27 protein-coding genes are annotated in these 26,267 nt (G+C 35.1%); 11 read left to right on the top strand and 16 right to left on the bottom strand.

Translation table 11 applies throughout. The features are described 5' to 3' along the window. The first annotated feature begins 86 nt into the window (after positions 1-86). Positions 87-2,627 carry an ATP-dependent Clp protease ATP-binding subunit gene (locus EL260_RS00955; protein ID WP_123858435.1) on the top strand — a complete coding sequence of 847 codons (2,541 nt, stop codon included), beginning with the start codon at positions 87-89 and terminating at the stop codon, positions 2,625-2,627. A gap of 293 nt (positions 2,628-2,920) precedes the next feature. On the opposite strand, the gene EL260_RS00950 is transcribed toward EL260_RS00955, so the two are convergent. Continuing rightward, on the bottom strand, positions 2,921-3,448 hold the full coding sequence (locus EL260_RS00950) for a transporter (RefSeq protein WP_123858434.1): 528 nt from the start codon (positions 3,446-3,448) through the stop codon (positions 2,921-2,923). Positions 3,449-3,660: 212 nt separating this feature from the next. Between EL260_RS00950 and mnmA the strand changes: the two genes are divergently transcribed. Together mnmA and EL260_RS00940 are read left to right on the top strand one after the other, a co-directional pair. Beyond that, entirely contained in the window at positions 3,661-4,848 is a 1,188-nt protein-coding gene (mnmA, locus tag EL260_RS00945) for a tRNA 2-thiouridine(34) synthase MnmA (protein ID WP_123858433.1), read from the top strand. A 157-nt stretch (positions 4,849-5,005) separates the two neighbouring features. After that, positions 5,006-5,215, top strand: coding sequence for a hypothetical protein (locus EL260_RS00940; protein ID WP_123858432.1), 210 nt, complete (start codon positions 5,006-5,008; stop codon positions 5,213-5,215). A 49-nt stretch (positions 5,216-5,264) separates the two neighbouring features. Here the strand turns inward: EL260_RS00940 and EL260_RS00935 are convergent, their stop codons facing one another. Both EL260_RS00935 and EL260_RS00930 read right to left on the bottom strand, forming a co-directional pair. Then, entirely contained in the window at positions 5,265-5,618 is a 354-nt protein-coding gene (locus EL260_RS00935) for a hypothetical protein (protein ID WP_123858431.1), read from the bottom strand. Positions 5,619-5,644: 26 nt separating this feature from the next. Then, positions 5,645-6,376, bottom strand: coding sequence for a glycine-rich domain-containing protein (locus EL260_RS00930; protein WP_123858430.1), 732 nt, complete (start codon positions 6,374-6,376; stop codon positions 5,645-5,647). A 114-nt stretch (positions 6,377-6,490) separates the two neighbouring features. Between EL260_RS00930 and EL260_RS00925 the strand changes: the two genes are divergently transcribed. Next, complete coding sequence (locus EL260_RS00925) at positions 6,491-7,387, top strand: hypothetical protein (RefSeq protein WP_123858429.1); 897 nt, start codon at positions 6,491-6,493, stop codon at positions 7,385-7,387. A 246-nt stretch (positions 7,388-7,633) separates the two neighbouring features. Beyond that, complete coding sequence (locus EL260_RS00920) at positions 7,634-8,899, top strand: DUF6051 family protein (RefSeq protein ID WP_123858428.1); 1,266 nt, start codon at positions 7,634-7,636, stop codon at positions 8,897-8,899. 63 nt (positions 8,900-8,962) lie between these two features. On the opposite strand, the gene EL260_RS00915 is transcribed toward EL260_RS00920, so the two are convergent. The 6 genes from EL260_RS00915 to EL260_RS00890 all read right to left on the bottom strand — a co-directional run bounded on the left by EL260_RS00915 (position 8,963) and on the right by EL260_RS00890 (position 12,992). After that, on the bottom strand, positions 8,963-9,706 hold the full coding sequence (locus EL260_RS00915; protein ID WP_123858427.1) for a LytR/AlgR family response regulator transcription factor: 744 nt from the start codon (positions 9,704-9,706) through the stop codon (positions 8,963-8,965). A 57-nt stretch (positions 9,707-9,763) separates the two neighbouring features. After that, entirely contained in the window at positions 9,764-10,036 is a 273-nt protein-coding gene (locus EL260_RS00910) for a 2TM domain-containing protein (protein WP_123858426.1), read from the bottom strand. Positions 10,037-10,058: 22 nt separating this feature from the next. Further along, positions 10,059-10,349 (bottom strand): 2TM domain-containing protein, encoded by a 291-nt coding sequence (locus EL260_RS00905; RefSeq protein WP_123858425.1) that lies wholly within the window; start codon positions 10,347-10,349, stop codon positions 10,059-10,061. Positions 10,350-10,705: 356 nt separating this feature from the next. Next, the gene (locus EL260_RS00900; protein ID WP_123858424.1) at positions 10,706-11,275 is read right to left on the bottom strand and encodes a methyltransferase family protein; all 570 of its coding nucleotides are present in this window, start codon (positions 11,273-11,275) and stop codon (positions 10,706-10,708) included. A 90-nt stretch (positions 11,276-11,365) separates the two neighbouring features. Continuing rightward, the gene (locus tag EL260_RS00895; protein WP_228445254.1) at positions 11,366-11,677 is read right to left on the bottom strand and encodes a 2TM domain-containing protein; all 312 of its coding nucleotides are present in this window, start codon (positions 11,675-11,677) and stop codon (positions 11,366-11,368) included. Then, positions 11,661-12,992, bottom strand: coding sequence for a 2TM domain-containing protein (locus tag EL260_RS00890; RefSeq protein WP_123858423.1), 1,332 nt, complete (start codon positions 12,990-12,992; stop codon positions 11,661-11,663). Before EL260_RS00890 ends, EL260_RS00895 begins: the two co-directional genes overlap by 17 nt. Before the next feature lie 305 nt (positions 12,993-13,297). Between EL260_RS00890 and EL260_RS25410 the strand changes: the two genes are divergently transcribed. Both EL260_RS25410 and EL260_RS25405 read left to right on the top strand, forming a co-directional pair. Beyond that, on the top strand, positions 13,298-13,459 hold the full coding sequence (locus EL260_RS25410; protein WP_164466586.1) for a hypothetical protein: 162 nt from the start codon (positions 13,298-13,300) through the stop codon (positions 13,457-13,459). A 94-nt stretch (positions 13,460-13,553) separates the two neighbouring features. Continuing rightward, complete coding sequence (locus EL260_RS25405; RefSeq protein WP_164466585.1) at positions 13,554-13,727, top strand: hypothetical protein; 174 nt, start codon at positions 13,554-13,556, stop codon at positions 13,725-13,727. A gap of 145 nt (positions 13,728-13,872) precedes the next feature. Here the strand turns inward: EL260_RS25405 and EL260_RS00885 are convergent, their stop codons facing one another. The 3 genes from EL260_RS00885 to EL260_RS00875 all read right to left on the bottom strand — a co-directional run bounded on the left by EL260_RS00885 (position 13,873) and on the right by EL260_RS00875 (position 17,843). Further along, complete coding sequence (locus EL260_RS00885; RefSeq protein WP_123858422.1) at positions 13,873-14,529, bottom strand: hypothetical protein; 657 nt, start codon at positions 14,527-14,529, stop codon at positions 13,873-13,875. A 49-nt stretch (positions 14,530-14,578) separates the two neighbouring features. Next, entirely contained in the window at positions 14,579-16,825 is a 2,247-nt protein-coding gene (locus tag EL260_RS00880) for a TonB-dependent receptor (protein WP_123858421.1), read from the bottom strand. A 115-nt stretch (positions 16,826-16,940) separates the two neighbouring features. Then, positions 16,941-17,843 (bottom strand): AraC family transcriptional regulator, encoded by a 903-nt coding sequence (locus EL260_RS00875; RefSeq protein WP_123858420.1) that lies wholly within the window; start codon positions 17,841-17,843, stop codon positions 16,941-16,943. A gap of 340 nt (positions 17,844-18,183) precedes the next feature. On the opposite strand from EL260_RS00875, the gene EL260_RS00870 reads away from it, so the two are divergent. Further along, a complete protein-coding gene (locus EL260_RS00870) occupies positions 18,184-18,687 on the top strand; it encodes a superoxide dismutase family protein (protein ID WP_123858419.1) in 504 nt (167 codons plus the stop codon). 55 nt (positions 18,688-18,742) lie between these two features. On the opposite strand, the gene EL260_RS00865 is transcribed toward EL260_RS00870, so the two are convergent. Next, positions 18,743-20,872, bottom strand: a complete 2,130-nt coding sequence (locus EL260_RS00865) for a carboxy terminal-processing peptidase (RefSeq protein WP_123858418.1) — start codon at positions 20,870-20,872, stop codon at positions 18,743-18,745. 334 nt (positions 20,873-21,206) lie between these two features. On the opposite strand from EL260_RS00865, the gene EL260_RS00860 reads away from it, so the two are divergent. Both EL260_RS00860 and surE read left to right on the top strand, forming a co-directional pair. Beyond that, a complete protein-coding gene (locus EL260_RS00860) occupies positions 21,207-21,377 on the top strand; it encodes a lmo0937 family membrane protein (protein WP_123858417.1) in 171 nt (56 codons plus the stop codon). 314 nt (positions 21,378-21,691) lie between these two features. Next, the gene (surE, locus tag EL260_RS00855; RefSeq protein WP_123858416.1) at positions 21,692-22,480 is read left to right on the top strand and encodes a 5'/3'-nucleotidase SurE; all 789 of its coding nucleotides are present in this window, start codon (positions 21,692-21,694) and stop codon (positions 22,478-22,480) included. 169 nt (positions 22,481-22,649) lie between these two features. Here the strand turns inward: surE and EL260_RS00850 are convergent, their stop codons facing one another. Genes EL260_RS00850 through EL260_RS00840 form a run of 3 tightly spaced genes read right to left on the bottom strand, consistent with a single transcriptional unit; the run spans position 22,650 to position 25,047 of the window. Continuing rightward, complete coding sequence (locus tag EL260_RS00850; RefSeq protein ID WP_123858415.1) at positions 22,650-24,053, bottom strand: radical SAM protein; 1,404 nt, start codon at positions 24,051-24,053, stop codon at positions 22,650-22,652. Between the two features lie 17 nt (positions 24,054-24,070). Beyond that, a complete protein-coding gene (locus EL260_RS00845; RefSeq protein WP_123858414.1) occupies positions 24,071-24,298 on the bottom strand; it encodes a hypothetical protein in 228 nt (75 codons plus the stop codon). Further along, positions 24,295-25,047: a prolipoprotein diacylglyceryl transferase gene (locus EL260_RS00840; protein ID WP_123858413.1), complete on the bottom strand. Its 753-nt coding sequence runs from the start codon at positions 25,045-25,047 to the stop codon at positions 24,295-24,297. Before EL260_RS00840 ends, EL260_RS00845 begins: the two co-directional genes overlap by 4 nt. A 61-nt stretch (positions 25,048-25,108) precedes the next feature. Here EL260_RS00840 and EL260_RS00835 point away from each other — a divergent pair, with 61 nt between their 5' ends. Beyond that, positions 25,109-26,146: a GMP reductase gene (locus EL260_RS00835; RefSeq protein WP_123858412.1), complete on the top strand. Its 1,038-nt coding sequence runs from the start codon at positions 25,109-25,111 to the stop codon at positions 26,144-26,146. Positions 26,147-26,267 lie beyond the last annotated feature (121 nt).

The raw sequence follows: 26,267 nt of genomic DNA, 5'->3' as shown, positions 1-26,267 counted from the left end.
AAGTCATTAATTGATTTTTGGTAAAATATTTGTAATTTAGATAATGAATAAAAGGTAATGTTGCCTTTGTTCTAATGAGATATATTATGGATTATAAGTTTTCACAAGGTTTGAGCCAGGTGTTCAAACAAAGCAAAAGCGAAGCTAAAAGGCTGAAAAGTGAATTTCTTAATACAGAACATCTACTTTTAGGTATTATAAAAACGGAAAACTCTGCTAAAGAAATCCTTCAAAACCTCAATGCGGATTTAACACAAATCAGAAGAAAAATTGAAACTCTAAATACAGCAAGTCTTAATCCCATTTCTGAGGAGGTTACCAATATTTCTTTCACCAAAATGGCGGATCATGCCATCAAACGTGCGGAGTTAGAATGCCGTCAATACAAAAGCAATGAAATTAATACCGTTCACCTGCTTTTAGGTATTCTATATAAATATGAGGATCCTACTTCAAATATTTTGGGAGCTTACGACATCGATTATGAAGGTGTTTCAAGAGAGTACCAGACTATGCTTAAAAATTCCGGGCAGTCACCACAAATGAGTGCTTATGATGATGATGATGAAAGAGAGGAATTCGAGCAAATGAGAAAGCCTACAGGCAATTTAGGCTCTGCAAAAAGCAAAACCCCTACATTAGACAACTTTGGTAGAGATTTAACATCTTTGGCCAGAGATGGAAAATTAGACCCTGTAATTGGACGTGAAAAAGAAATTGAGAGAGTCTCTCAGATCTTATCCCGTAGAAAGAAAAACAACCCGCTTCTTATTGGAGAACCTGGGGTTGGTAAATCTGCCATTGCGGAAGGGCTAGCTTTAAGAATTCAACAGAAAAAGGTGTCAAGAGTTCTTTACGGAAAACGTGTCATCACATTAGATCTGGCAAGTTTAGTAGCCGGAACGAAATACCGTGGTCAGTTTGAAGAAAGAATGAAAGCTATCATGACTGAACTGGAAAAAAACAGAGATGTCATCTTATTCATTGATGAACTACACACGATTGTAGGTGCAGGAAGTTCTACAGGAAGCTTAGATGCATCCAATATGTTCAAACCGGCATTAGCAAGAGGTGAGATTCAATGCATCGGGGCTACTACTCTGGATGAATACCGTCAGTATATTGAAAAAGACGGAGCTTTAGAAAGAAGATTCCAGAAAGTAATGGTGGAACCTACTTCTATTGAGGAAACCATTCAGATTCTGAACCAGATTAAGGATAAGTATGAAGAACACCACAATGTAATTTATACACCTGAAGCAATTAATGCATGTGTCAATCTGACATCAAGATATATTACAGACCGTTTCTTACCGGACAAAGCAATTGATGCGATGGACGAAGCAGGTTCTAGAGTTTACATCAAGAACATGAAAGTTCCTACCGAGATCATTGATTTTGAAAAGAAAATTGAAGAGATCAAGGAAATGAAGCAAAAAGCTGTAAAAGCTCAGGATTATCTTGAGGCAAGAAAGCTTAAGGATGAGGAGGAACGTCTTCAGATGGAACTGAATGCCGCTCAGGAAAAATGGGATAAAGATGTAAAAGAGAAAAAAGAAACCGTAAGTGAAGAAAATGTAGCAGAAGTGGTTTCTATGATGAGTGGAGTTCCAGTAACGAAAGTGGGCAAAAATGAGCTTGATAAATTAGCTCAGATGGATGAGAAACTGAATGGAAAAGTTATCGGTCAGGAAGATGCTGTGAAGAAAGTTGTAAAGGCTATTCAAAGAAACAGAGCTGGTCTTAAAGACCCTAACCGCCCTATCGGTACATTTATTTTCCTTGGAACAACAGGGGTTGGTAAAACTGAGTTGGCGAAGGTAATGGCCAGAGAGCTTTTTGAATCCGATGAGTCTCTTATCCGAATCGACATGAGTGAATACATGGAGAAATTCGCCGTTTCAAGATTGGTTGGTGCGCCTCCGGGATACGTTGGATACGAAGAAGGTGGTCAGTTAACTGAAGCTGTGAGAAGAAAACCTTATGCTGTGGTTCTTCTGGATGAGATTGAAAAAGCCCATCCTGACGTATTCAATATCCTGTTACAGATTCTTGATGAAGGTCACGTTACCGATAGTTTAGGTAGAAAAATCGACTTTAGAAATACGATCATTATCCTTACTTCCAATATCGGAACAAGAGATCTTAAAGATTTCGGAGACGGTGTAGGATTTGGTACCTCAGCTAAAAAAACAACTTCAGACTCAAGAGCAAGAAGTACAATTGAAAACGCCCTTAAAAAGGCATTTGCTCCGGAATTCTTAAACAGAATTGATGACATTGTGATCTTCAACTCTCTTGTACAGGATGATATCAAGAAAATCATTGATATTGAACTGAACAAGCTGTATGGCAGACTTGAGAAATTAGGATATAAAGTGGAATTAACTGAAGAAGCAAAAGACTTTATTTCTGAAAAAGGATGGGATAAAGACTTCGGAGCAAGACCATTGAAGAGAGCTATTCAGAAGTACATTGAGGATTTATTGGCAGAAATGCTTGTGAATAAACAATTGAACGAAGGTGAAACTGTAATTCTTGACCTTAATGAAGCCAAAGATGGATTGGCAGGAAAAACTTCAAAACCTAAAAAACCATCAGCTGCTGAGAAATCTTCTCAATCTTAAATAATTAATTTAATTTCAATAGAAAAGCACCGGGAAATCCCGGTGCTTTTTGCTTTTTATAAGTTTTGGCTAACGCCAATTGATTTTTTAATTTTTATCGAATCGGTTTTAGTCCATTCCTATTGAATATTTATACTGGAAAGCTTAAACCATTTGCTTAATCTGGAAAATCTTCGAAATGATATTGAATCCGTCTAATATCATTCTGACGAAGGAAGAATCTCATATACTTCGTCCTCAAAACTAAACCCAAAAACCCTTCTCTACATTTGAAAAACAGATTCAGTCAGATTTTAAAGTCCCACCACAAATCCGATATTCGGAACCAACCCATTTGCAAATACACTTGATTTCTCTTTCCAAAGTACATTGTACATCAAACCGATCTGCATAAAAGAATTGTTTCCGATTCTCTGCATATATCCTCCACCAAGGTACAAAGCATTTTCTTCTCTGTTATACTTATAATCGTAATATTTATCATTGTAATTGATGAAATAATGCTGGAAGTTAGCGCTTAAATAAAAAGAACGGGCAAAATAATAATTCACAAAAGGTCCTACTCCAAACATGGTAGATCTAAAATAATCTGAAGTCTGCCAGGAAACACTTCCTACCACTCCTCCTTCAAGATCTTCAGTAAGGCGGTATCCTACTCTTGGAGAAGCCTGCAGATAAAACGAACTATTGCTCCCGAACCCAAGACCTATTCCTCCTCCAAAAGTCCATTTGTTATTTTCCTGCACCGGAGCACCTATTGAAACCTGGGAAAATGAGAGTCCTGAGATCATCAGCATCATAGAAATAATAAACTTTTTCATATGTAAATATTTTATTTTGTTCTAAAGTAAGGGATAAATAATCACATTTTCATCTGTGCTTATCTCTTAAAAAACTCTATTAATGGTGTTTTTATTTTAACATCGTTTTTATCAATGTTTAAAATTATGGTTTTTTTACGAATTTATTTAGTTGTATTTTTGCCACGTCAAACTAAGAACTCCCGTTAAGAGTTTCGTAAAATTGAAATACAATGAAAGTAGTAGTAGGCCTCTCCGGAGGTGTAGATTCAAGTGTTACAGCACATTTGCTACAACAGCAAGGTCATGAAGTAGTGGCTTTGTTTATGAGAAACTGGAATGATGCTTCGGTAACATTAGAAGATGAATGTCCCTGGATTGAGGACAGTAATGATGCCCTTATGGTGGCACAAAAACTTGGAATTCCTTTCCAGGTGATTGATATGAGCGAGCTTTATAAGGAACGTATTGTAGATTATATGTTCGATGAATATCAAAAAGGAAGAACTCCGAATCCTGATGTTTTATGCAACAGAGAAGTCAAATTCGATGTTTTTATGAAAACGGCCATGTCTTTAGGTGCTGATAAGGTAGCTACAGGACATTATGCCAGAGTGGATTCTACTATTGATGAAAACGGAAAGGAAATCTTTCATCTTTTAGCAGGAAAAGATAATAATAAAGACCAGTCTTATTTCCTTTGCCAGCTAAGCCAGGATCAGTTGTCAAAAGCTTTATTCCCTATCGGAGAACTTACCAAACCCCAGGTAAGAGAGATCGCCAAAGAAATCGGGTTGGTTACCGCTGATAAAAAGGATTCTCAAGGATTATGTTTCATCGGAAAAGTGAGTTTACCCCAGTTTTTGCAACAGCAATTGAAACCGAATAAAGGAGAAATTGTAGAGATCTTCAAAGATTCCCCTTTATTTGCAGAAGAAACTCCTGAATTTTCTAATAAAGAAGAAGAACTCAGCTTCTTATCCAGAAAAATCAATTATAAAAAAGCTGACGGAAAGGTTATCGGAAAGCATCAGGGTGCTCAATTTTTCACGATCGGCCAAAGTAGAGGATTAGGAATTGGCGGACATAAAGAAAGTTGTTTCATCGTTTCAAGAGACATGGAAAACAATATTATTTTTGTGGGAGAAGGAAGTCATTTTCCAGGTCTTTACAAGAAGGCTTTAAAAATAGATAATGCTGAACTTCATTGGGTTCGTGAGGATATGAGACTTCAAAATGGAGAATCTATGGAGGTAATGGCCAGATTCAGATACAGACAGTCTTTACAAAAAGCGACTCTCTATCAGTTTGAAAACGATTTTTATGTTGAGTTTGAAGAACCACAATCTGCCATTGCTGAAGGGCAGTTCGCTTCATGGTATATTGATGAAGAACTGATTGGAAGTGGTGTAATTTCGTAAAAACCGGATTATATTAATATCAAGACTTAACAATATCATAAAGCCCGAAGCATTTTGTTTCGGGTTTGTTTTTTTAAAAGAAATATTTTTTGATTTTTTTTGTAACGTATTTTAAATTGTTATACTTACTGAGTAAATAACAATAAAAAATATCATTATGAAAACAACTACAAGAAATCAATATGCTTATGCCAACAGTATTTTAATCGTTTTGGTATCAGCTGTTTTTGGATATAATCTCTATCAGTTGATTGTACATCCAGCCCAATCCAATATTGCTCTAAGCATTATTTTGGTGGTTCTTACGTCCATTATGGTCAGAAAATATGGATACAAACAGGTCAGGGATAAAAAAGAAAATAATTAATCTCAATATATAACGCCCGAAGCATTTTTGTTTCGGGTTTGTTTTGGATTTATTTTCTGAATTCATCCTTAGGTTTAAATGCGGCCAGCAAGAATATTATAATCAACTCCAAGATCAAAATCATGGTTAAAAATCCAATAGGTTTTCCCAACATGACTCCGCGGATTAGTTTGATAATTCCCAAGCCACCAATAAGCATTAAAAAATAAAAAGTTGTCTGTGAAATCATTTCCCCTACTGATTTTAGAATAAAAACAGAGAGGTAAAACCCAATGACCAGGATCAGATAGAACTTTAAAAAGTCAGGGCCTTTGATTGCAATCGGATTGAATGTCTGACATTCACTAATAAGCCATATGTAACTTATTGCAACGGGTATAGAATGAATAATTAGTTTTTTCATGATTCATTATATTTTAATTATTTGTATTATCCACCGCAGCCGCCACATCCACCACCGCAACCGCCTCCACAACTGCTTCCTCCTCCGCTACAGCTACTTCCACCACTACAGCCGCTTCCATCACTTCCTGAGCCGGAGTTTCTGTCTCTCTTATCTTTGGCGTTGGCAATAGTAGCGACGGTCCCGCCAAAAATAAGAACTCCCAGGAAGGAAAAGAAGATCGAACTAATTGTTGTGATGACTTCTCCAAGGCAGGACGTAAGCAGTAAAATCAAGGCCAGGAATGGAACTAATTTCCAGATTCTCCATTTCGTTTTTGCCTTTCCGACAGTATTTCCATTCATCCAGATATCCTGAGGAGCCTCAGACTGGAAAATATCTTTATAACTTTTTAAGGTTTCTGTAAACCAATTATTGTGTTTAAGCTTTTCATTACCCCCTCCCTTTGAAGGATGATGATGCAGGGATCTTTTTAAAATATTTGGGCAAAACTCTTCCCAGTAATTCTGAGTATAAATCAAATGCATATGCCATACTTTATCTACAATTTCACTTGGAGAAGCTCCTTTGGGAAGAATACAGCAGAGATAGATAAACTTTTTATACTCTTCGATGGCTTTTCTGGTAAAATCCAGACTCCAGTTTTCTTCTTTTGCCAGTTTTTTCGAAAAAGGGAAATCAGTATCGGAAGCGTCCAGTGAGAATCCTTGGATTCTATTCCAAAGGGACTCATCTTTTAATAACATTTTTGTTTCCATTGTTTTTTCTTTTGTTTTTCTACTCAAATATCAATGGATTTTAAAATATAAAAGTCTTTCAAAAATCTTATTTGGTTTGATAAAAATCTTAAATTAGTCTTACAAAATCAAAATATGAAAAAGGAAGATATTCTGCATCTTGAGAAGTTGATGAATTTCTTAAGTCAGCATTTTTTAAAGAAAAACCAATGGGAAGATGTTACCAAAACGGAATGGTCATACATCTGTGCTGAGCTTAATGAACTTATTACCAATGAGCATTCAGAGAAAGAAATAAAGAAGAGTCCTGATCTTCTGGGAACCCATTATCTTTATGAGCATCTGATTATCAATAAGCTGAAAAGATTCAGACAGAATGAAAATGCTGCTTTAAGCAGACCTAACCTTGCTAAATTAAGCCTGATTGTCAAAGTCTTAGGGTATTCCAATTATATTGATTTTATCAATTCCAATACTGAATCATTCAATTTTAATGATCTTAAGATCGATATGAATAATGTGAATCAGAATACAGCCCTTTTAGAGCGTCTTGTAGGCTGTTGGTATTCATATAACAGAAATCTTCCGGAGAACCCTACACAAGCCCTGGAAGACCGGATATGGCGTTCTGCCATGGAGATTTATAAATCTGAAACCACCGGGGAATATTTCATAGAAAGAAGCGGCGGAGACCATCACAAATATTTCGGAAAAGTAACAGCCTACTCTGATTATGTTTTTATCATCATGAACAGCAATACTTTTATCCGTCAAAGACATTTTATATCAAGAATAAAGGATAGTAAAGAAAAACTTAAAAATCCAGATTATAAGCTTCATGAATTACACTTCATCAGCACATGTATAAGTTTCAATCAGGAACCTATTGCCTTATTTGAAATTTTCCGGAAAGCAGATCGTAAAAACTTTATTTCGGACTCCATCAGTTTTCCAATTGACAGTGATGAGATTCCGGAGTCCATACTTAAACAGCTTGAGGATACTGAATCTAACAGGATTGATTACAGGTAGGATGGGATATGCGGAATATGTGGAGCGAGATACAAGGATGGCTCAGAAATAGGGAACCAAAACTGGTAAGAGAAACACCCTATAAATATCAACAGTTATTCACCATACCCACCAGAAACAGTTCTGTTTCGGGTTTATTCTTATTGATGTTATGTCTGGAATACTTTTACCCTTTAAAAATCAATACTTTACTGAAATAAATACATAAATTAATTGTTCTAAATATGAACCCTCAATGATCTTGTTATGGAATATTATGAATTGTATGAAGCACTGAAAAATCATTTTGATTCCAGAAAAGACATTGTGGAAATCAGAGACCTGAATGTAACCATTGAATCTATTCCTTTTGAATCCAAAGTGTCGGACCTGCTGTATGGTTCTGATAATCTGGACTGTCCTAAACATCATCATCCTTTAAAAATCAATGAAAATACTTATCTGGTATATCAGCAATCTTCAATAGATATAAAGGATTTTGATATTGAATGCAATAAAAAGTTTGAGTATCATATTCTCAAAAGATCTGATGTAGAAACGGCTGACGGCTGTATCATCTTTTTCCACGGACTGAATGAAAAGAAATGGGATAAATACCTTCCTTGGGCTTATGAATTGGCACAAAAAACCCGTAAAGCAATCCTATTATTTCCTATTGCTTTCCACATGGATCGCGCTGAAGCTATGTGGAGCGACCGGCACCAAATGACAGAAATCGTCAAGTTCAGAAAAGAGAAATATCCTGAAAACACTCACTTCTCTTATGTAAATGCCGCAACAAGTTCGAGACTGGAAGCTCATCCCCAACGAATTTTCTGGTCAGGATTACAAACCTACTCGGATATCATTGAAGTAGTGAAGGAAATTAAAGGTCACAAAATTAAAAGCATCGCTTCGGATGCCAGCCTGGATCTGTTTGGATATTCAATAGGTTCATTTCTGTCAATGATTATTAAAATGGCAGATCCACATGGCTTCTTCACGCAATCCAAAGTATTTTGTTTTTGCGGCGGTATGACCATTGACCGAATGTATCCCATTTCAAAATACATTATGGATTCTCAGGCTACGGTTAAAATGCAGTCTGTTTTTACAGAATTATTAAGTTCTGATTTTAAATTTGACAATAGACTAAAACACTATCAGGACGATGAACTTCATCCACAGGAAAGCTGGTTTAAAAAAATGCTCAGATACAATTATTTCCAAAGAGAAAGAGAGGAACGAATTCATGAGATTCAGTCTCAGATAAAGGCTTATGTTTTAGAAAAAGATACGGTAGCTCCGCCAATGGAAGCATTAAATACGTTACAGGGAGGCTACAGAAACATCCATGTAGATGTTGAAATACAAGATTTTCCTTTTGATTATTCTCACATGGTTCCTTTTCCACTGACTCATAAGCACAAAACCGAAATAACGGAGGCCTTTCATCAGTTTACAAAATCTGCTAGTGATTTTTATTCTCAATCATCAGAAGGAGAAAATGGAAAGGAGAAGTCTGAAAAGTAAAAGAATAAGGTCCATGGTTATGTTTTTTGGTGGTTAGGAATGTGGAATGTTGTGAAATTGTTTTCAACTTACAAGCCAGTCTTTAAAGTCTTTGACACGGTCCCGGCTTATGCTAATTTCTTCCTGAGGCTGAAATTCAAGGTCTACTTTGTAATAAGGTGAGGTATGAATGCTTTTGATGTAATCAGAATTGATAATAAACTGTCTGTTAACACGGAAAAACTTTTTCTCATCCAGAATATCAGCTAATTCATCCAATGTAAAATCTGAAGGATACGAACGTTCATCAGTCTGAAGATAAACAATCTTATTCTCGCTGAAAAAACAACTTATTTCGTGAGTCTGAACAATTTTCAGGTTGTATCCTATTTTCACTAAAACTCTTGAAAGAACAGATTTTTCTTTTTTTATCAGCTGCTTGATATCCTGTGATCCAATATCATTATTGGAAGGTATAAAAGATTTAAATTTCTCAATAGCGCCTGAAAGATCCTCTTCAAGAATTGGTTTCAATAGGTAATCTATACTATTTAATTTAAAGGCTCTTAGGGTATATTGATCAAATGCTGTCGTATAAATGATAAATCCTTTGGTTGGAACTTTTTCAAAGATATCGAATGACAATCCGTCTCCAAGAACAATATCTGAAAAAATTAACTGCGGATGTTCATTTTCAGAAAACCAGGCAACTCCTTCTTCTACAGATTCTATTTTAGCAACTACCTCAATATCAGGAAAATTACTTAACATTCTCTCTAATTTCCTTGAAGCGGGTTTTTCGTCTTCGATTATTACAGTTTTGATCATTGAGCTAATAGTTTTAGTTTTAAAATTGAGAAATAAAATTAGACAAAATAATCAAATTTAAAAATCTAACGTTTTCTTATTTTTTCCCACCTCTTTTTCAATGATTCCTGCCTCCCATTCATTATTAAAAATAAATAATGAAATGGCTTTCACTATAAGAATCAGCGCCCAAATGCCTAATAGTAAGTGCCCACCAAACATTTGGTAATGCAATTCATCATTAAACCAATCATCTCCAATAACAATTGCTGATATAATCCCAAACCACATTAGGTTTTTATAGAATTTTTTCAATTGCTGAACTCTGTTGTATGCTCTGTTATAATCCATGATATATTGTTTTTTTAAGTTATTATAATGTTTTAGTTTTTCTGTTCTCTTCAGCCATCAGTTCTTTAATCTTGTTCTCTTCCCAGCTTTTTCCAATTCCAAATACATTCACAGCGTGAAATGTGATTCCGATTCCCCAGCCCAGCATTGGCCATAGGAACCATAAATAGCCAGGAGCCGTCATAAGATTTAAAAAAGCCAGAAACGGAATTACAATACAGAATGAGGTAAGATTTCCGTAGAATTCTTTTAATTCTTTTACTCTTCTTGATGCTCTTTCATAAGCAGTTGTATCTTTATTAAAAGTTTCCATATTTTTTATTTTTTTAAGGTTAATTTGTTCTTTTCTTGAGTCAAATGTATGGCGGAAATGATCCTCAAATCAATTTTATATGACCGAACGGTAGATTATGCTTCCCGAATGGTAAAAAATAAAGGAGTAATGAATTGTATAGAGTTGAAAGGGATACAAAAATCAAAATTTCTTTAATGTTGTTTGTTGGGATGTAAAGTCCTAAAATTTTATAAGTAATATTCTGCATTTAGGCGAAGAAAAGCCAGGGTTAGCAGCAAGCATATATTTTAGGGAGCATATTCTATGTGGCTACGAGGTTACACTAAATTAAGCCATACACCCACATAGTCTTATAAGCTGGATATTTAAGAAAGTTAGTAGATAAACGGAATGAGTTTTTTTGTTGTTTTTCTGTATTGAATATATTCGTCACCGAATTGTTCTACGAGAGCCTGTTCTTCTATTCTGATTCTATAAGCAAAGGCTAAAAACGGAGGTAAAAAAGCAAAAACAAGTGACAGCCAATTATTGAGATATAACCCAAGTCCCAAAGAAGTAAGCAGAGAAAAAGCATATGATGGATGTCTCAAATACTTATAAAAGCCTTCTCTTTTGATCTTGTGATCTTCTTTAATGGTAACATCCACCGTAAAGTATTTCCCTAAAGATCTGATAATGATAAACCTGAAAATAATACCGATAAGAATAAGGGCCTCTCCCCCATACATTATCCAGTTTCCTTGGCTAATCGGTAACGTTGAAAGATTGGAAATCGTTATTGCTGCTGCAATTGAAAAAGGGATCACCAGCCAGAGAATATTAAGGGTGGATTTATCCTTTCCTTTTTTATCATCTTTCCCGGATTTCAACATGTTTTTATAAAGAAACTCACTAAGAAACCAAGCCATCATGGATAGTATGTACAGAATTTCTAAAGCATTCATTTTGATTACTGTTTTAAGGTGTTTTTTATAGATAAAAAGTAAAAAGGAGAAAAAAACTTAATGAAAATTTTGTATTATTATTTCACTATCCTATTGGTTTTTCTTCTCTTTTTCTATCAATTCACGAATCTTCTTTTCCTCCCAATTCTGCAGGTAGCCATTTTTTGAAAGAAAGACTGTCATGGCATGCACCAATATCCCAATACCCCAGAATGTAAGTGTAAAGAAATTTTTGAACTCAAAATAGCTTTCTCCGGGTTTCAGATGGCTATAATTGTAAAATACAATCAACACATTAATAATGACATAGACAAATAAATGAGCGTAAAAGCCCCTTAGTTTCTCAACATATCTTTTTGCTTTCTGATATTGAATATCATTTTCGTTAAATGTTTCCATCATTATTATTTTTTTGATTGTTCATAATTTCACGGATCTTCTTTTCCTGCCATGAATCTCCCACTCCGAAAACCTGAAAAGCATGAGAAGCTACTCCAATTCCCCATCCGAATACCGGAAACCAAAACCAGTGAAACGAGCTTTTGGTAAAAAGATTAATAAAGATCAAAAAGGGAATCACAATACAGTAAGAAATCAGGTTCATATAGAAATCCTTGATCTCTTTCATTCTCTTCTGAGCTTTCTTATAAGCTTTAAGATCATCATCAGACTTTTCACTGACAATATGAGGCTTATTAATGAGCATCGGAAGTTTTACTTTAAAATAATCTTCAGATTTTTCAATGAAAACATTTCTTTTAGTAAGCAGAGAATACCGTTGTACAATATTAGCCAATCCAATTCCCGAGCTTTCTTTGATCTGTTCCCTTACCTGTAAATTATTCTCAATACAAAGAATATCATTTTCTGAAAAAATTCTGATGACCAATGGCTTTGATGATGTGGCAAAATTATGTTTAATACAGTTTTCCAACAGAAGCTGTAATGACAGAGGTACCACAAATTTCCGGTAGTCTTCTTTCTTAACATCAAAAGTAAAATCAACACTGTCTTCAAACCTGGTTTTTAAAAGATCACAATAGGTTCTGGCAAATTCTATTTCATCTTCCACTGTTACCAGCTCTTTATCTTTCTGTTCAAGTACGTAACGGTAAATCTTTGACATTGAAGCGGTAAACTTTTGTGCCTGATTAGGGTTCTCATCAATCAATGAGCTTAAGACATTTAAAGAATTAAAAAGAAAGTGAGGGTCCAGCTGATTTTTTAAACTTTCAAACTGTGCATTGGCAGACTTGGCAATGAGCTTCTGCTCTACCACTTCTTTTCTGGAAGTCTTCTTCAGTTCCTGCATAAAACCTTTGGCGTGAAGAAAGGCAGAAATAAGCAATGCAATGTTGATGGTAAACCAGTTGGCAAGGTTATATTTTCCTGAAAAATATTCTTCCGTAGTAGCCGCCTTCTGGATCAATACAAAATTGATATAGTTACAAAAATAGACTAATATAATATTGATAATAATAACGGAAATAATGCTTATCACCGCTCTTTTGGATGTTTCCTCAGACCAGGGAAACTTTTTATTGAGAAAGTTGTTCAACAATCCGTTTCCACCTCCTAATACAAAAGTATACAGAAGTGAAATGAGTATGGTCAGCACAAAGTTTTCCAGATTTTTCTCTCCTGTAAAGGCAAAAAAGAAAAACATGGAGACTATGAATGAAATCCAAAACATGGTGATAATATCCTTACGTTTCATGATGAGTTTTCTTGATTCAAAAATAGCTTTTATTAAAGGTATCAAAAATTATTTTTTACCGAAAGGTTAGTTTTTATCGCTGAGCCGTACATGTAAATAATATTGAATTATGCCTCATCAGGCCTCATACAAAACATTATTGATTTCACATAAAAAAACACAAAACAACAAAATATTCATTGAAAAATAAATATTTTAATAACAATAATTTTGCAAATAACAATATTTATCCTAAATTGGAGAAATATAAAAACAGCGTTATCCGAAAAGCTTAAAGAGTAGGAATATCAAAAAACAAACTAAAAATGAAAAAACAAATTAAATTCAAAGCGTTAAAAAAACTGACTAGAGATGAGCAAAAGAAAGTGGGTGGTGGCTTAATTCCAAAAGATCCTTTTGAGGATGATGGCTGTGGATGGAATATGTGCAGAAATCAGTATGGAAGATGCTCTGTCTTTGCATGCTAATACCCGAACAAGTAAAATTAATCTAAACATTAGGAAAATATAATACTGTGTTTCCGAAAAAAGTTAAAAAGGAACATCAAGAAACAAACTAATAATGAAGAAACAAATTAAACTAAAAGGTTTAAAAAGCCTTTCCAGAAACGAACAAAAGAATATTTCAGGCGGAGATACAATTCCAAGAGAACCCGGAAATGATGATGGCTGCGCATGGAATATGTGCAGAAGCAAAGCAGGATTTTGTACGAAAGACTGGAGTCTATGTGAGTAAAATTCGTTTTTATATAAAGAAAAAGTACCCTAGTGATAGGGTACTTTTTCTTTATTAGACTAATTATTAATTCTAAACTTTAGAGATCATTGTTCTTATAATGGCTAAAGCTTATTGCTTAAATTTTGAAGCAGTCTCTAAAAGATTATTTATTCTCTGTTGGTAAGCTCAAAAAATACTCAGCCTCTCCTCTTCCCCAATTTGGATCTAAAGTTGTCTTAGGTTTGTAAGCATTAAATTTTGTGATAGCATCTTTAAACATTTCCAGCCCTTTTGTCTTGCTACCTCCAAATTGCTCAGGAGTAAAATAAGTATCTTCTGCTTTGATAAGAGCAATTCTAGGATTGGCTGGGTCCAGCTTTTCAGCTCTGTTAAGCTCTTCAGATGCCCTAGCTCCGTCTGTCATAAAACGTTGTTGTGGGTTAACCATCATTCTAAGAGAATACGCCATTTTTTTCAACAAATGAACTTCTGCATTATCAGCCCCTGCAAGACTTTGAGCACTACCCAGATATTTCTCTGCCTCCGCTGCAACCCCATCCAGATCCTGAGTGTTTCCATTCCTCATCATCATTCTTCCTTTCTGGATTTGAGAAAAAGCAGCATAATACGGAGGCAGCCATTGTGAACTTTCTTTACTTCCTATTCTTTGAAAGTCATTGGCAAGGGTCTGAAAGTCTTCTGTAGTTTTACAGGTTTCAATTTTTGCAATTTTCTCAGTCATTATTTTTTCATAATCTGTTTGAGCAAAAGCAGTTAAACTCATAAAAGCTAAAGCAAAGCTTAAAAGGTATTTTTTCATACTATTAATTTTAAAAAGTTAGTAATAAGGTTCTTCGAAGTTAGTTTTTTTATAGGTTATTATTGATAGCGTCTTGTGTTTTATCTGCTCCGAAGCTTATAAAAGCTCCCACAAATACAAAGGTGTTTACAGGTGGAACCACGGCTGAGCTTCTTGCCCCGTCTACTGAAAAATTATAGCCATACACATTTTTTGATCCCAGCACATTGGAAATACTCAACACAAATACCGTAAATGCCCGTGCATCCTTTTTTCCAAGATTGGGAAGATAATTGATACTGAAATTAAGGGCGTTATAGTCTTTCAGTCTTCCTTCATTTCTAGTGTAATTAACAGCCTTACCATTCTCAAATGTAGAGGCAATATCATAATAAGGTCGCCCTTTTGCATAAGTGTATGATAGATTTACCCCAAGCTTCCATTCAGGAATGAATCTCTTTACCACAGCAGAAAGGGTATGTTCTGCTGCAAAGCTCGGTTTGAGACTCACCGGATAATTGAGAAAATCTCTTTTAGAATCCAGGAATGAATAGGTGATCCAGTAATCTATATTTTTGAATGTTTTTTTATTGTCTCTCCAAAACAATTCAAGTCCTTTGGCATAACCATAACCGTCATTATTCATTGCAGTTTGTACCTGTTGATTTTGTTCTTTGTCCGGTGTTACATTAAATGTTTTAATTAACTGATCATATTTTTTATAAAATGCCTCGAAACGTAAGGTTCTTCCTTCTGAAGCTCTCTGGATCTGAAAAATATAATGTTGTGATTTTTGAAAATCCAGGTTAGCTGGTCCGTTGATATATTTACTTTCAGGATTTTGATAGAAAAGTCCATACGCAATAGAGCTTGTCCAGTCTTTTGCAAAACGGTAAGCCAATGCTAACCTGGGGGCAATATTACTTTTATTTAAATACGATGAATGCTCCGCTCGCACCCCTACTTTAGCAGACAATGCATTACTGAAGCCTAAATCTGTCTCTACAAAAGCAGAAGAAATCAAATCTTTATACCGTTTGTTCACCTGCTCAAAATCGAGTTTTTCATTGGTATTATTGAATTCCAAACCTCCTCTCAATGCACTGATTCTATTTATTTTTCTTTCCATAACAACCTTGAAATTAATATAACTCCCATCTGTTAATAATCTGGTTTTACCTGATTCCACTTCATTGGTTTCGGTAGAGAAATTAAGATCTGATTTGTTGTATGAGTAAGACCCTCCCACATTGAGAAGATATTTTCCGAATTTCTGTCTGAAAGAGAGATTATGATAGGTATTTGCACCATTTAATCTTACCAGGGCAAAATCATATCCGGGTTCCAGACTCTCTGTTTTCACGCCCATTTTGTTAGAATTATACATTCCATAATATTTAAAAAATCCTCCTGATTTTGTTTTAATTCTAAAGTTGAAGTCGCTGTTCAATCCTTTGGGAGCATCAATAAAATTTGTATTGAAATTAAAAACCTTTTGCATCAAATTCAACATTGAATATCCAAGGGTCGCTCCATAGGAATGGTTTTTATCTTCACTAAGCCTCTGGAAACCTGCGCTTAAAAAGATCGGTGAAATTCCAAAATCATAGGAACTCTGATCCGGCAGGTCAACACTTTCCAGTAATAATGCCCCGGAAAGAGCCTGTCCGTATAATGCAGAGTATCCGCCACTTGAAAATATATTTCCTTTAAACAAAGAAGTATTGAACTGATCTCTCCCTGCAATTCCCGGAATAGAATTGGAAAAATAGTTGTTGATAAGGCTGCCATCCATAAAGATTTTGGTTTCAGTTCCGGTTCCTCCTCTAATGAACAACCCTTCAGTACCTCCCACTTTCTGTACTCCCGGAAGATATGTTAAAGCTGAAGAAATTTGTCCGTCTGCACCGGCTGTAGTATAGATATCAATAGGTGACAGCAATGCGGTTGCTCTTTTTTTATCACTGGCCTCAATGGAACCCGCAGAAACCACTACAGCATCAATTTCACTGATTTGTTCTTTAAGCTGCACATTCAATATTACCTCCTGATTGTCAATAACAATGTTTCTTTCCACTTCTTCATACTTGGGATGAGTAAAAGTTAATATGTGATTGCCTTTTTCAGTCGTTTCAAAAGAAAAGTTCCCCTGAGCATCAGTTGTTGCACCATCATATGTATCTTTTAAAGTGACATTTACTTCTCCTATTCCTTTGTTTTTATACGTTACTTTTCCTGAAACTTTCACCTGAGAATACCCCAGTATAAAAGAAAAAAACAAAAGCAGAAATAGTATTTTTTGTCCTTGAGTTTTCATAGTTTTTAATATCTGGTTCAAAAATAATATGAAAAATGCCTTTCTGTAAAAAAATAATTACTGAAAGGCATTCTTTTGTAACCGAATGGTAAATACCAAGAATTATCTGCTAGAATTATACAATAGGGATACAAAAATCCACGATCATTTTCCCTTCCGGATGCTCCTTAAAATTAGAATGATAGATTTCAAAAGGAAACGTTCTTCTCATAGAGTAATGGTGTTCATTCATCCATAAAAATAAGGATACCCAGCATTGTTCAAAATCGTTGAGCGTCACTTCACCACTCCCAACTATAAACTTTCCAGCTTCAATAGTTTCTGAAAAAATCTCTTCTTTTGAGTCCTCAAGTTTTTGATCCAAAAGCATACATGCATGAATTCTGACTTTATCCGGAGGAGTTACTTTGAAACTGTCATGATAAACAGAAAGCATTTTGATATTTTCCCGGGGAAACAAATTCTTCTTTTTTGCCCAATCTATCAATACATTGAATGAACGCTCTACATTTGCAATCCCCAGGCTCATTACTGCAGCCAGATTCATTTCCGGCATTTCTTCTACTTTGATTTTTAAGTTCATTGTTGTCCAATTTAATAGGTTTTCGATAGTGCAAATGTATTGGCTGAAAACCGTATCAATGTGTCCGTTCTTGCGCTCTGTTTGTAAAATCTTGTGAAATGTTTCAGGAGCCTTCTTTCGAAATTCTGAAGGAGGAAGTCCATAATATTTTTTAAATGTTTTACTGAAAACCGAGTGATTTGAAAAGCCAAGATCAAAGTAAATATCTTTAATTTCCATTTCTTTCTTTACCGCCAGTAAAAAGGCACTTTTCTCAGTTTTTTTCCTGATGATATAGTTCTGAAGAGTTTCTCCTGTAACCAGTTTAAAAATCCTGTGAAAATGAAAGGGTGAATAGGCGCTGATCTCTGCTATTCTTTCCAGAGAGAGATCTGCGTCAAAGTTTGTATCAATATATTGTATGGTTTTTACAATCCGTTTTTTATAGTCTTCCAAAATAAAAAATGTAGAATCACAAAGATATTGATCCTAAGTATATTTCGGTTGTCTATTCTTGCTAAATAATAAGGCTTCATAATCCTTATAAACCCTATATTTTATTATGTTTTAACTTCAAATATGCTGTTCTGGTTGTAAGTAATGAAGATCAAAAGAAGGGTTGTAATGCGTTTCTCTCTCTGAACTATAAGGATGATAAACGTACACATTCTGAGGCTAAAGAAGAGCTATTAAAGCGCAATACTCAATATGGTTTCAGAAAAAAGACTGAAATCATAAAGCGTTTTGGAAAATCTTTATTAATTTTAGCATAAATATCACTATAAATCATTTAAAAATGAAAGTACAAACACTAGCATTATTGGCAGGATGTGCATTTTTGGCTGCTTCATGCGGGACTACAAAAACGTACGCCGTAAATGCCAAAAGCGGAACTCAAACAGGTGGAACGGCAAAGTTTACCCAGCAGGGAAATGATGTCATCATGAAACTGAATGTAACCAACCTTACCCCTGGAATCCACGCAGTACACATTCATGAAAAAGGTGACTGCTCTGCAGCAGACGGAACCTCTACAGGCGGACATTGGAACCCATCCAAGAACGATCACGGAAAATGGGGTGCTGAGCACTTCCACATGGGAGATATAGGAAATTTAGTAGCTGATCAAAACGGAACTGCCGTTTTAACTTTCAAGACTGATAAATGGTGTCTTGGCTGTACAGATGAATCTAAAAACATCATCGGAAAGGGTCTTATCGTACACGCTGCAGCTGATGATTTCCATACTCAGCCTACCGGAAATGCAGGAGGAAGAGTGGGATGTGTAGAAATTAAGTAATCTATTATTTATGCAATAAAAAAACCGATAATTTCCATTATCGGTTTTTTTATGTTTATGATTTTACTCCCATGTCTGATACAATATTCATGGCTTCCTGTAGGTAAAGATCCTTTTTCAGATTCTTGATCCACATTTCAGATTTCTTTTTGAAAGCTTCATCTTTCTTCTCTCTTTCAACTTCACTTGGATACATAATAAACTGCAATCCGTTCTCAAATTTTGTCAGTACTTTGAACTTTTCAATCTGAGATTTTCTGTGTTTCATCACTTCATTGAATTTATTGATGTTCAAAGTAATGTTTTCCTCCTTATCCAGTTTTTCTCTCCATTGAGCTGATTCTAATAGAAGCTGGTAATTCTTGTTCTTGGCCATTCTATCTGAACTTGCTTTTTCAAGAGCTTGGATATTAAAGTAGTTGAGTTTCTCAAATTTTGTAGCCGGAATTTTATCCCAAGCCAGGGCAAAATCGTCATAACGCTCTCCAACTTCTGCGTAGGTAAAGAAATCTTTCATCTGAATATCCGAAACAATTCCTTTTCTCTGTGTAGACTCACCTGTAATTCTATAGAACTTCTGAATTGTCAGTTTTAAAGATCCGAAATCATCTTCTGTATTCAGGAATCTGTTCAGATCAACAAAAGTCTGAACCGTTCCTTTTCCGAAAGACTGTGGAGATCCAATCACTATAGCTCTTCCATAGTCCTGCATTACGCCCGCAAGAATCTCAGAAGCTGATGCTGAAAGCTCATTTTGCATAATAACAAGTGGACCTGTCCAGATGGGAGCCTCATACTTGTTCTTTAAAGTCTGTATTTTTCCATTTCCATCTTTCACTTGTACGTAAGGTCCAGCATCCATGAAAAGTCCCATAATATCCCCTACTTCGGTTAGTGATCCTCCACCGTTGTTTCTAAGGTCAAGAATGATTCCTTCAATATTCTGAGCTTTAAGTTTAACAATTTCGTTTTTGATATCGTCAGAAGCATTTCTTCCTTTTGAATTTTCAAAATCAGCGTTAAAGCTTGGAAGGTTGATAAACCCATATTTCTTACCATTCGGAGCATTTACTACAATACTTCTTGCGAAAGTATCTTCAATAGCAACTTCTTCACGAATCATAGTTACATCTTTAATAGTTCCGTCTTTTTTCTGAACGGTTAAGGTAACAGGCGTTCCTTTTTCTCCTCTGATTAATCTTACCGCTTCATCAGAAAGCATTCCTACCACATTTACAGCATCATCTTTTGGTTTTGATTTTACCTTAAGGATCTTATCCCCTTCAGAAAGCTGCTTGGATTTCCATGCAGGAGCACCAATAGTAAGAGCACCAAGATAAAGATTTCCTTTTTTCTCTTGAATTAATGCTCCAATACCGATTACTTTACCCGTAAACTGAGTATCAAAATCCTCTTTATCTTTTGGAGAATAATAATTGGTGTGTGGATCAAATACTTCAGTATAAGCATTCATATACACCGTAAACCAATCCATTTTCTTTCTCTTTTTGAATCGGGTAAAGGTTTCTTTTACAAGATCTTTTACTTCATCCGTAGCTTTTTTAATCTTCTCATCCTGAGTAAGAACTTTAAGCTTAATGGTATCGTTTAATTTATACTTTTGAACAGAATCTTTTTTCTCTTTCTGAGCTTCTTCTTTACTGTTCATCGATTCAACTTCCTGAAGAATGTTGTATTTGATAAATTTTTTCCACTCATTATATTGCTCCTGCTTATTAGCAGGGATTTTTTTAAGCTTTGGCTCCAGAGTAAGCGTTTCATCTTCCTGAAGGTTAATAGGCTTGCTGAAAATGTCCTGAGTAATTTTATCAATTTCGTCTACCCTTTGGTAAAGTCTGTCGATCGTAAGTTTATAAAAACTCAGATCTCCCTGGTTGATATAATCATCAAGCTTTGTTTCATGCTTGCTGAATTCATCCATATCAGACTGCACGAAGTATCTTTTGGCAGGATCTACCAATTCGAAATAATGCTTATAAACATCCTTTGAGTAGGCATCATTGATAGGCTTCGGACTATAATGCAGGTAAGAAAGAGTGTTTTTTACGCTCACCATTATTGTCTGCATCTTTTCATCATCGTTCTTTGGCGAGTTGAAGCAAAACATTAGACTGGTTAATGGAATAAGTAGTAAAAATTTATTCAGTTTGAAATTTTTCCACATAAACTGTCTTTATTTATTAATTTTTTGAAAAATAAGTATTGTAATAAGTAGCAATAATTTGCAGACTGTTACAAACGATCAAATTTAATACCTTATTTATAAATATCGCACAGTTTTAAGAATTTTTATTCAATGAGACCTTCAAGTTTTATTTCCAAAGACTTCCTCTATTATGAAATATAAAGTGCTGACGTACTATTTCTAATAGGCCGATACATTTAAACTTAAAAAAAACTTTCACAAAAATTCATAAATAGATACCACAAAAAACATGATCAATCTAGAAAGGCATAAAATATGCAGAGATTTAAACAAATCACTAAAATTTATTATTATGAGAAGTTTATTATGGTTAGTTGCAGTCATCTGCATCGTTGTATGGCTTTTAGGAATGCTGGGAATTGTTCCTGGGATTAGCACAGGTTATTTAATTCATGTTTTGCTTATTATAGCTATTATTGTTATTCTTTATAACATTATTACAGGGAGAAAACCACTGGATTAATAATACCAGATAAATAATAATAAACACTATTATTATGTTTTCTAATTTCAATAGTACTTCTTCTTTAGAAGAGGAGAACTTGTGTTAAAGCTCAAAACAATTTACCCATTTAAATGCTTCTTCAATGCTGTATTTAGGGTACTTTCCTTACCAAAATATAGGGTGTATATTCTTGAAATTAAATCAATGAATGATCAACCTGTTGTTTTATTGCGTCTTATTTTTAACTACATTTGATGTGTTGAAAAACTCTTTTTGTTCGATTCTCAAATGAACAGATTGTACTGCATTTGTATAAAAAATTAAGATAATATATGGAAAGACCGCTTATTCTGGTTACTAATGATGATGGAATTACAGCTCCGGGTATCAGAAATTTGATCAGTTTTATGAACGAAATCGGAGACGTAGTTGTGGTAGCCCCAAACTCTCCTCAAAGTGGCAAAGGTCACGCTATTACGATTAATTCTACACTAAGCTATGAAGAGGTTACCCTTGATGGTCCACAAACAGATTTTTCCTGCAGTGGAACTCCGGTAGATTGTGTAAAAATGGCTCTTGATAAAATTCTGAAAAGAAGACCTGATATTGTAGTTTCAGGGATTAATCATGGTGCTAATTCATCCATTAACGTAATCTATTCGGGGACAATGTCTGCTGCTGTAGAAGCTGGAGTGGAAGGAATTCCTGCGATAGGATTCTCTTTATTGGATTTCAGTTGGGAAGCAGATTTTAGCCAGGCTAAAGAGTTTATACAGAACATTGTAAGAAGAACTCTTGAAAATCCAATGCCGAAAGGAATTGTTCTGAATGTGAATATTCCGAAACTTCCTGCATCGGAAATAAAAGGAGTAAAAGTCTGCAAGCAGGCTCATGCTAAATGGGAAGAAAGCTTTGACGAAAGAGTAAATCCACATGGAAAAAAATATTATTGGCTAACAGGCTATTTCAACAATATGGATGATTCTGAAGATGCTGATGAAACAGCTTTAGCTAACGGATATATTTCCATTGTACCCGTGAAATTTGACCTTACTGCTTATGATTATATGAAAACATTAGAAGAAGTAATGGTTTTTGACACCGCAAAGGAAAGTAAATAATTGTAAAGATAGAAAAGCGTGAAATCAGATTTCCCGCTTTTTTATTTTCTCGCAGATTACATAGATTTTTGTTGCTACCATCAATTATATACATCATCTGTGAACATCCGTATCATTTGTGATAAACTTATTAACCACAGATTTTCTCAGATGGGTAAGATGATTATGCTTAAAATAATACTTTGTCTTCTTTTCTCAGTTCTTCCAAATAGCTTTTTTTATTATCCCGGTAGAAGAGATTCATAGTTTCAAATGGGATGAGTTTAAGGTCTTTATTGACTATATGAACACAGGATTTCTTTACCGCTCTCACATCAAAATCATGAGCATCCATAAAGTTCATTATAATAATTCTAAAAAGGTTATCATAATCCAGATCCGGAGCACATACTTCTGGAAGACAACAGAGTAACTGGTTAACTTTAGGTTTCACTTTATCTACAGAAATACCAGTACTGAAGATATCCAACAACTGCATATGTAGCCCTGCATCCTGTTCGTAAACAATAGTATTTCTTGATTCGTTATTCAGAAGATCTGCGGGATTGATATATCGGGTGAGAGGAATGATTTCTCCCTGAAGCTTTAAAATATACCCCATCGCCAAAGCATCCGGATTACATGGAACGGGAATAATATCATCAGAGTTTAAAAGTGGAAACTGATTCAGAATCTCCTGCCTTACTTCCGTTAAAGTGATTTTTTCGTGGGCAGAATCATCTCTATTTCTTCCTGCAATTTCTACTGGCTGGAAGGTAATTCCCCTTACACATTTTTGTTTCAACGCAAATTCAATGATTTTTCCGATCTCATCAATATTCTTATCCTTTTGAAGAACAATAACCAGAGTGGTAGAAAGGTTCAGCTCATTTAGTTTTTCCAAAGCCTTCATCCTTACAGAAGTAAGATCTTTACCTCTGAAATCTTCCAAAACTTCCGGTTTAAAAGAGTCAAACTGAAGATAAACCTCAAATTCAGGAGTATAAGTTGCCAGTTTTTCTGCAAATCCCGGATCATTCGCAATCCTTATCCCATTAGTATTCAACATTAGATGTTTAATAGGCTTTGATTTGGCAATATCCATAATTTTGAAAAATTCAGGATGGATAGTAGGCTCTCCACCACTAATCTGAACAACATCCGGCTCTCCCTCATTTTTAACAATAAGATCAAACATCGCCTCAATTTCCTCCAGACTTCTGTGGCTTCCGTAATGTGGGGAAGACATGGCATAGCAGGTTGGGCAGGTCAGATTACAACGATCTGTAACTTCTACTATAGAAAGACAACTATGTTGTTCGTGATCTACACAAAGACCACAGTCGTAAGGGCATCCGTATTCTACATCAGTTCCGAAATGAAGTGGCATTTCCGAAGCTTTATTATAGTTCCTTATATTTTTGTAATAGTGAACGTCAGAAGCTATTTTTGTTTTGAAAAAACCATGATCAGGGCATCTTTTGGTCATAAAAACAGCTTCATCCTCAATAATAATCTTGGCTCCTACCCTTTTCAGACATTCCGGGCAAAGACTGATTGTATAATCATAGTAGGTATAGTTTCTTACTGGCATAATTAATTTTTGAATGTTTACCCACAGATATATCCGCTGATTAGACCACAAACCAATAAACAAATAACAAAAGTCTGTATAAACTGTTTTCGGCTGAATTTTCTGCTATCTTTACTTTCATAGATTAGTTTCACAATAAAAGTAACAATAATAGAAAAGAACAAAGCCCCTAAAATCATCATACCAACGATCATGACTACCAGACCCGTCAGGTCACCTGCTTCTAAAAGTGTTAAAGGTTTCATCTTGAATATTTTAAAGTGGCTTGGGAGTTTTTAATACTATAAATGTAGTAAATAATTACACAAACACATACAAGTTGGATTATCCCGATATTTCCTGCAATTTCAACTCTCGGTTTAATGAAATCCAGTAAGAATCTAAAGGTAAAATAACTCAACATAAAAAGTTGAAAAAGAAAACCGGACTGATATTTTTTCCGTTTCTGAATATATTTAAGAACCACCCAAAGGCTGATAAGGAAACCTATCTCATATAAAGCAACAGGATGTCTGAGATAATGGTCTCCCAAATGCATTCCAAAAACAGAATCCGTTGGGATACCATACGTTTCTTCATGAATTCCTGTAAGAAAACAGCCGATTCTTCCAATAATCATGGCCAGCATTAGAGGAAAAACAATCAGATCTCCTGTACTTTCTTTGTGATTAACTAATTTTTTTGCCAATTCAACCCCCAGTAATCCAAAAGCAAGCCCTCCTACAATCGTATTACTGGACCAAAACTTCTGAAAACTGAAGTTTTCAAAGACAATGTAAGGATTTTCAAGATTTCCAATGAGTTTGGAGCCTAATAATGCTCCAGCAGTAGCCCCTATCAAAACTGCAGAAGAAGTATTGAATGGGATTTTCTCCTTTGATTTTCTTTTAAGGTAAAAATAATATCGCATGCCCAGAAACATTCCAACTGCCTCAAAAAGAGGATGAGCAAGAATTGTCTGACCAAAAATATGAAATGTTACAGGAAAATCCATTGTTTCAAAAATAATCCATTTCAGATTATTTACTACCTTTATTCTGACAAATAATTACAAAATGCGTATAGAATATGACATAAAATTAGGGTTTAAGGATGTAATGTTCCGCCCTAAACGTTCCACATTGAAATCCCGTTCAGAAGTAAATTTGGAAAGAGAATTTATCTTTAAACATACTAAAAAGAAATGGAGTGGAGTTCCCATTATTGCGGCCAATATGGACACTGTGGGAACTTTCGAAATGGCTGTAGAACTGGCTAAAGATAAAATCATCACTGCAGTACATAAGCATTACACCCCAGAGGAATGGGGTCAGTTTCTGCAAAGCCAGCCTGAAAGTATTCATCAGTATATTGCTTTAAGTACAGGAACAGGGAAAGCAGATGAAGAGAAAATCAGACTGATTCTTGAGAAGCATCCAAAAATTGAGTTTCTATGTATAGATGTTGCCAATGGCTATTCTGAGCATTTCGTTCAATTTGTGAAGACCGCAAGGGCTAATTTTCCTGATAAGATCATCATAGCCGGGAATGTAGTAACCGGTGAAATGGTAGAGGAGCTTCTTTTAGTTGGAGCAGATATCATTAAAGTAGGAATTGGACCTGGTTCAGTATGTACCACCCGTGTAAAAACTGGAGTTGGATATCCTCAATTATCAGCTATCATAGAATGCGCTGATGCTGCACATGGTTTAGGAGGCCATATTATTGCAGACGGAGGCTGTAAAGTTCCAGGAGATGTTGCCAAGGCTTTTGGCGGCGGTGCTGATTTTGTGATGCTGGGCGGAATGTTTGCCGGTCACGATGAAAGTGGTGGTGATATGATTGAAGAAAATGGTAAAAAATACCGTTCATTCTATGGAATGAGTTCAAAAACAGCAATGGATAAACACTCAGGTGGTGTTGCCGAATACCGTGCTTCAGAGGGAAAAACTGTAAAAGTAGCTTATAAAGGTCCAGTTGCTGAAACCGTAAAGGATATTTTAGGAGGGGTACGTTCTACCTGTACCTATGTAGGCGCTTCCAAGCTTAAGGAACTTTCCAAAAGAACCACTTTTATAAGAGTTCAGGAACAGGAAAATCAGGTTTTTAACTAATAAATAACTTTCTCGCTGATTTTTCAGATTACCCAGACCCTGAATATAATTTTGTGTAAAGGAGAAAATAAAAAAATAGGCTACACAAAATGTGTAGCCTTTATATTTTAAGCTTTATATT

This window comes from Chryseobacterium nakagawai (assembly GCF_900637665.1).
GTDB classification, from domain to species: domain Bacteria; phylum Bacteroidota; class Bacteroidia; order Flavobacteriales; family Weeksellaceae; genus Chryseobacterium; species Chryseobacterium nakagawai.
This window is presented reverse-complemented; position numbering and strand designations above follow the sequence as displayed.

What these genes read in the sequence shown, in the direction of transcription:
- EL260_RS00955 (WP_123858435.1), top strand. Translation starts at nt 87, where the DNA reads ATGGATTATAAGTTTTCACAAGGTTTGAGCCAGGTGTTCAAACAAAGC.
- EL260_RS00950 (WP_123858434.1), bottom strand. Translation starts at nt 3,448, where the DNA reads ATGAAAAAGTTTATTATTTCTATGATGCTGATGATCTCAGGACTCTCA.
- mnmA (WP_123858433.1), top strand. Translation starts at nt 3,661, where the DNA reads ATGAAAGTAGTAGTAGGCCTCTCCGGAGGTGTAGATTCAAGTGTTACA.
- EL260_RS00940 (WP_123858432.1), top strand. Translation starts at nt 5,006, where the DNA reads ATGAAAACAACTACAAGAAATCAATATGCTTATGCCAACAGTATTTTA.
- EL260_RS00935 (WP_123858431.1), bottom strand. Translation starts at nt 5,618, where the DNA reads ATGAAAAAACTAATTATTCATTCTATACCCGTTGCAATAAGTTACATA.
- EL260_RS00930 (WP_123858430.1), bottom strand. Translation starts at nt 6,376, where the DNA reads ATGGAAACAAAAATGTTATTAAAAGATGAGTCCCTTTGGAATAGAATC.
- EL260_RS00925 (WP_123858429.1), top strand. Translation starts at nt 6,491, where the DNA reads ATGAAAAAGGAAGATATTCTGCATCTTGAGAAGTTGATGAATTTCTTA.
- EL260_RS00920 (WP_123858428.1), top strand. Translation starts at nt 7,634, where the DNA reads ATGGAATATTATGAATTGTATGAAGCACTGAAAAATCATTTTGATTCC.
- EL260_RS00915 (WP_123858427.1), bottom strand. Translation starts at nt 9,706, where the DNA reads ATGATCAAAACTGTAATAATCGAAGACGAAAAACCCGCTTCAAGGAAA.
- EL260_RS00910 (WP_123858426.1), bottom strand. Translation starts at nt 10,036, where the DNA reads ATGGATTATAACAGAGCATACAACAGAGTTCAGCAATTGAAAAAATTC.
- EL260_RS00905 (WP_123858425.1), bottom strand. Translation starts at nt 10,349, where the DNA reads ATGGAAACTTTTAATAAAGATACAACTGCTTATGAAAGAGCATCAAGA.
- EL260_RS00900 (WP_123858424.1), bottom strand. Translation starts at nt 11,275, where the DNA reads ATGAATGCTTTAGAAATTCTGTACATACTATCCATGATGGCTTGGTTT.
- EL260_RS00895 (WP_228445254.1), bottom strand. Translation starts at nt 11,677, where the DNA reads ATGATGGAAACATTTAACGAAAATGATATTCAATATCAGAAAGCAAAA.
- EL260_RS00890 (WP_123858423.1), bottom strand. Translation starts at nt 12,992, where the DNA reads ATGAAACGTAAGGATATTATCACCATGTTTTGGATTTCATTCATAGTC.
- EL260_RS25410 (WP_164466586.1), top strand. Translation starts at nt 13,298, where the DNA reads ATGAAAAAACAAATTAAATTCAAAGCGTTAAAAAAACTGACTAGAGAT.
- EL260_RS25405 (WP_164466585.1), top strand. Translation starts at nt 13,554, where the DNA reads ATGAAGAAACAAATTAAACTAAAAGGTTTAAAAAGCCTTTCCAGAAAC.
- EL260_RS00885 (WP_123858422.1), bottom strand. Translation starts at nt 14,529, where the DNA reads ATGAAAAAATACCTTTTAAGCTTTGCTTTAGCTTTTATGAGTTTAACT.
- EL260_RS00880 (WP_123858421.1), bottom strand. Translation starts at nt 16,825, where the DNA reads ATGAAAACTCAAGGACAAAAAATACTATTTCTGCTTTTGTTTTTTTCT.
- EL260_RS00870 (WP_123858419.1), top strand. Translation starts at nt 18,184, where the DNA reads ATGAAAGTACAAACACTAGCATTATTGGCAGGATGTGCATTTTTGGCT.
- EL260_RS00865 (WP_123858418.1), bottom strand. Translation starts at nt 20,872, where the DNA reads ATGTGGAAAAATTTCAAACTGAATAAATTTTTACTACTTATTCCATTA.
- EL260_RS00860 (WP_123858417.1), top strand. Translation starts at nt 21,207, where the DNA reads ATGAGAAGTTTATTATGGTTAGTTGCAGTCATCTGCATCGTTGTATGG.
- surE (WP_123858416.1), top strand. Translation starts at nt 21,692, where the DNA reads ATGGAAAGACCGCTTATTCTGGTTACTAATGATGATGGAATTACAGCT.
- EL260_RS00850 (WP_123858415.1), bottom strand. Translation starts at nt 24,053, where the DNA reads ATGCCAGTAAGAAACTATACCTACTATGATTATACAATCAGTCTTTGC.
- EL260_RS00845 (WP_123858414.1), bottom strand. Translation starts at nt 24,298, where the DNA reads ATGAAACCTTTAACACTTTTAGAAGCAGGTGACCTGACGGGTCTGGTA.
- EL260_RS00840 (WP_123858413.1), bottom strand. Translation starts at nt 25,047, where the DNA reads ATGGATTTTCCTGTAACATTTCATATTTTTGGTCAGACAATTCTTGCT.
- EL260_RS00835 (WP_123858412.1), top strand. Translation starts at nt 25,109, where the DNA reads ATGCGTATAGAATATGACATAAAATTAGGGTTTAAGGATGTAATGTTC.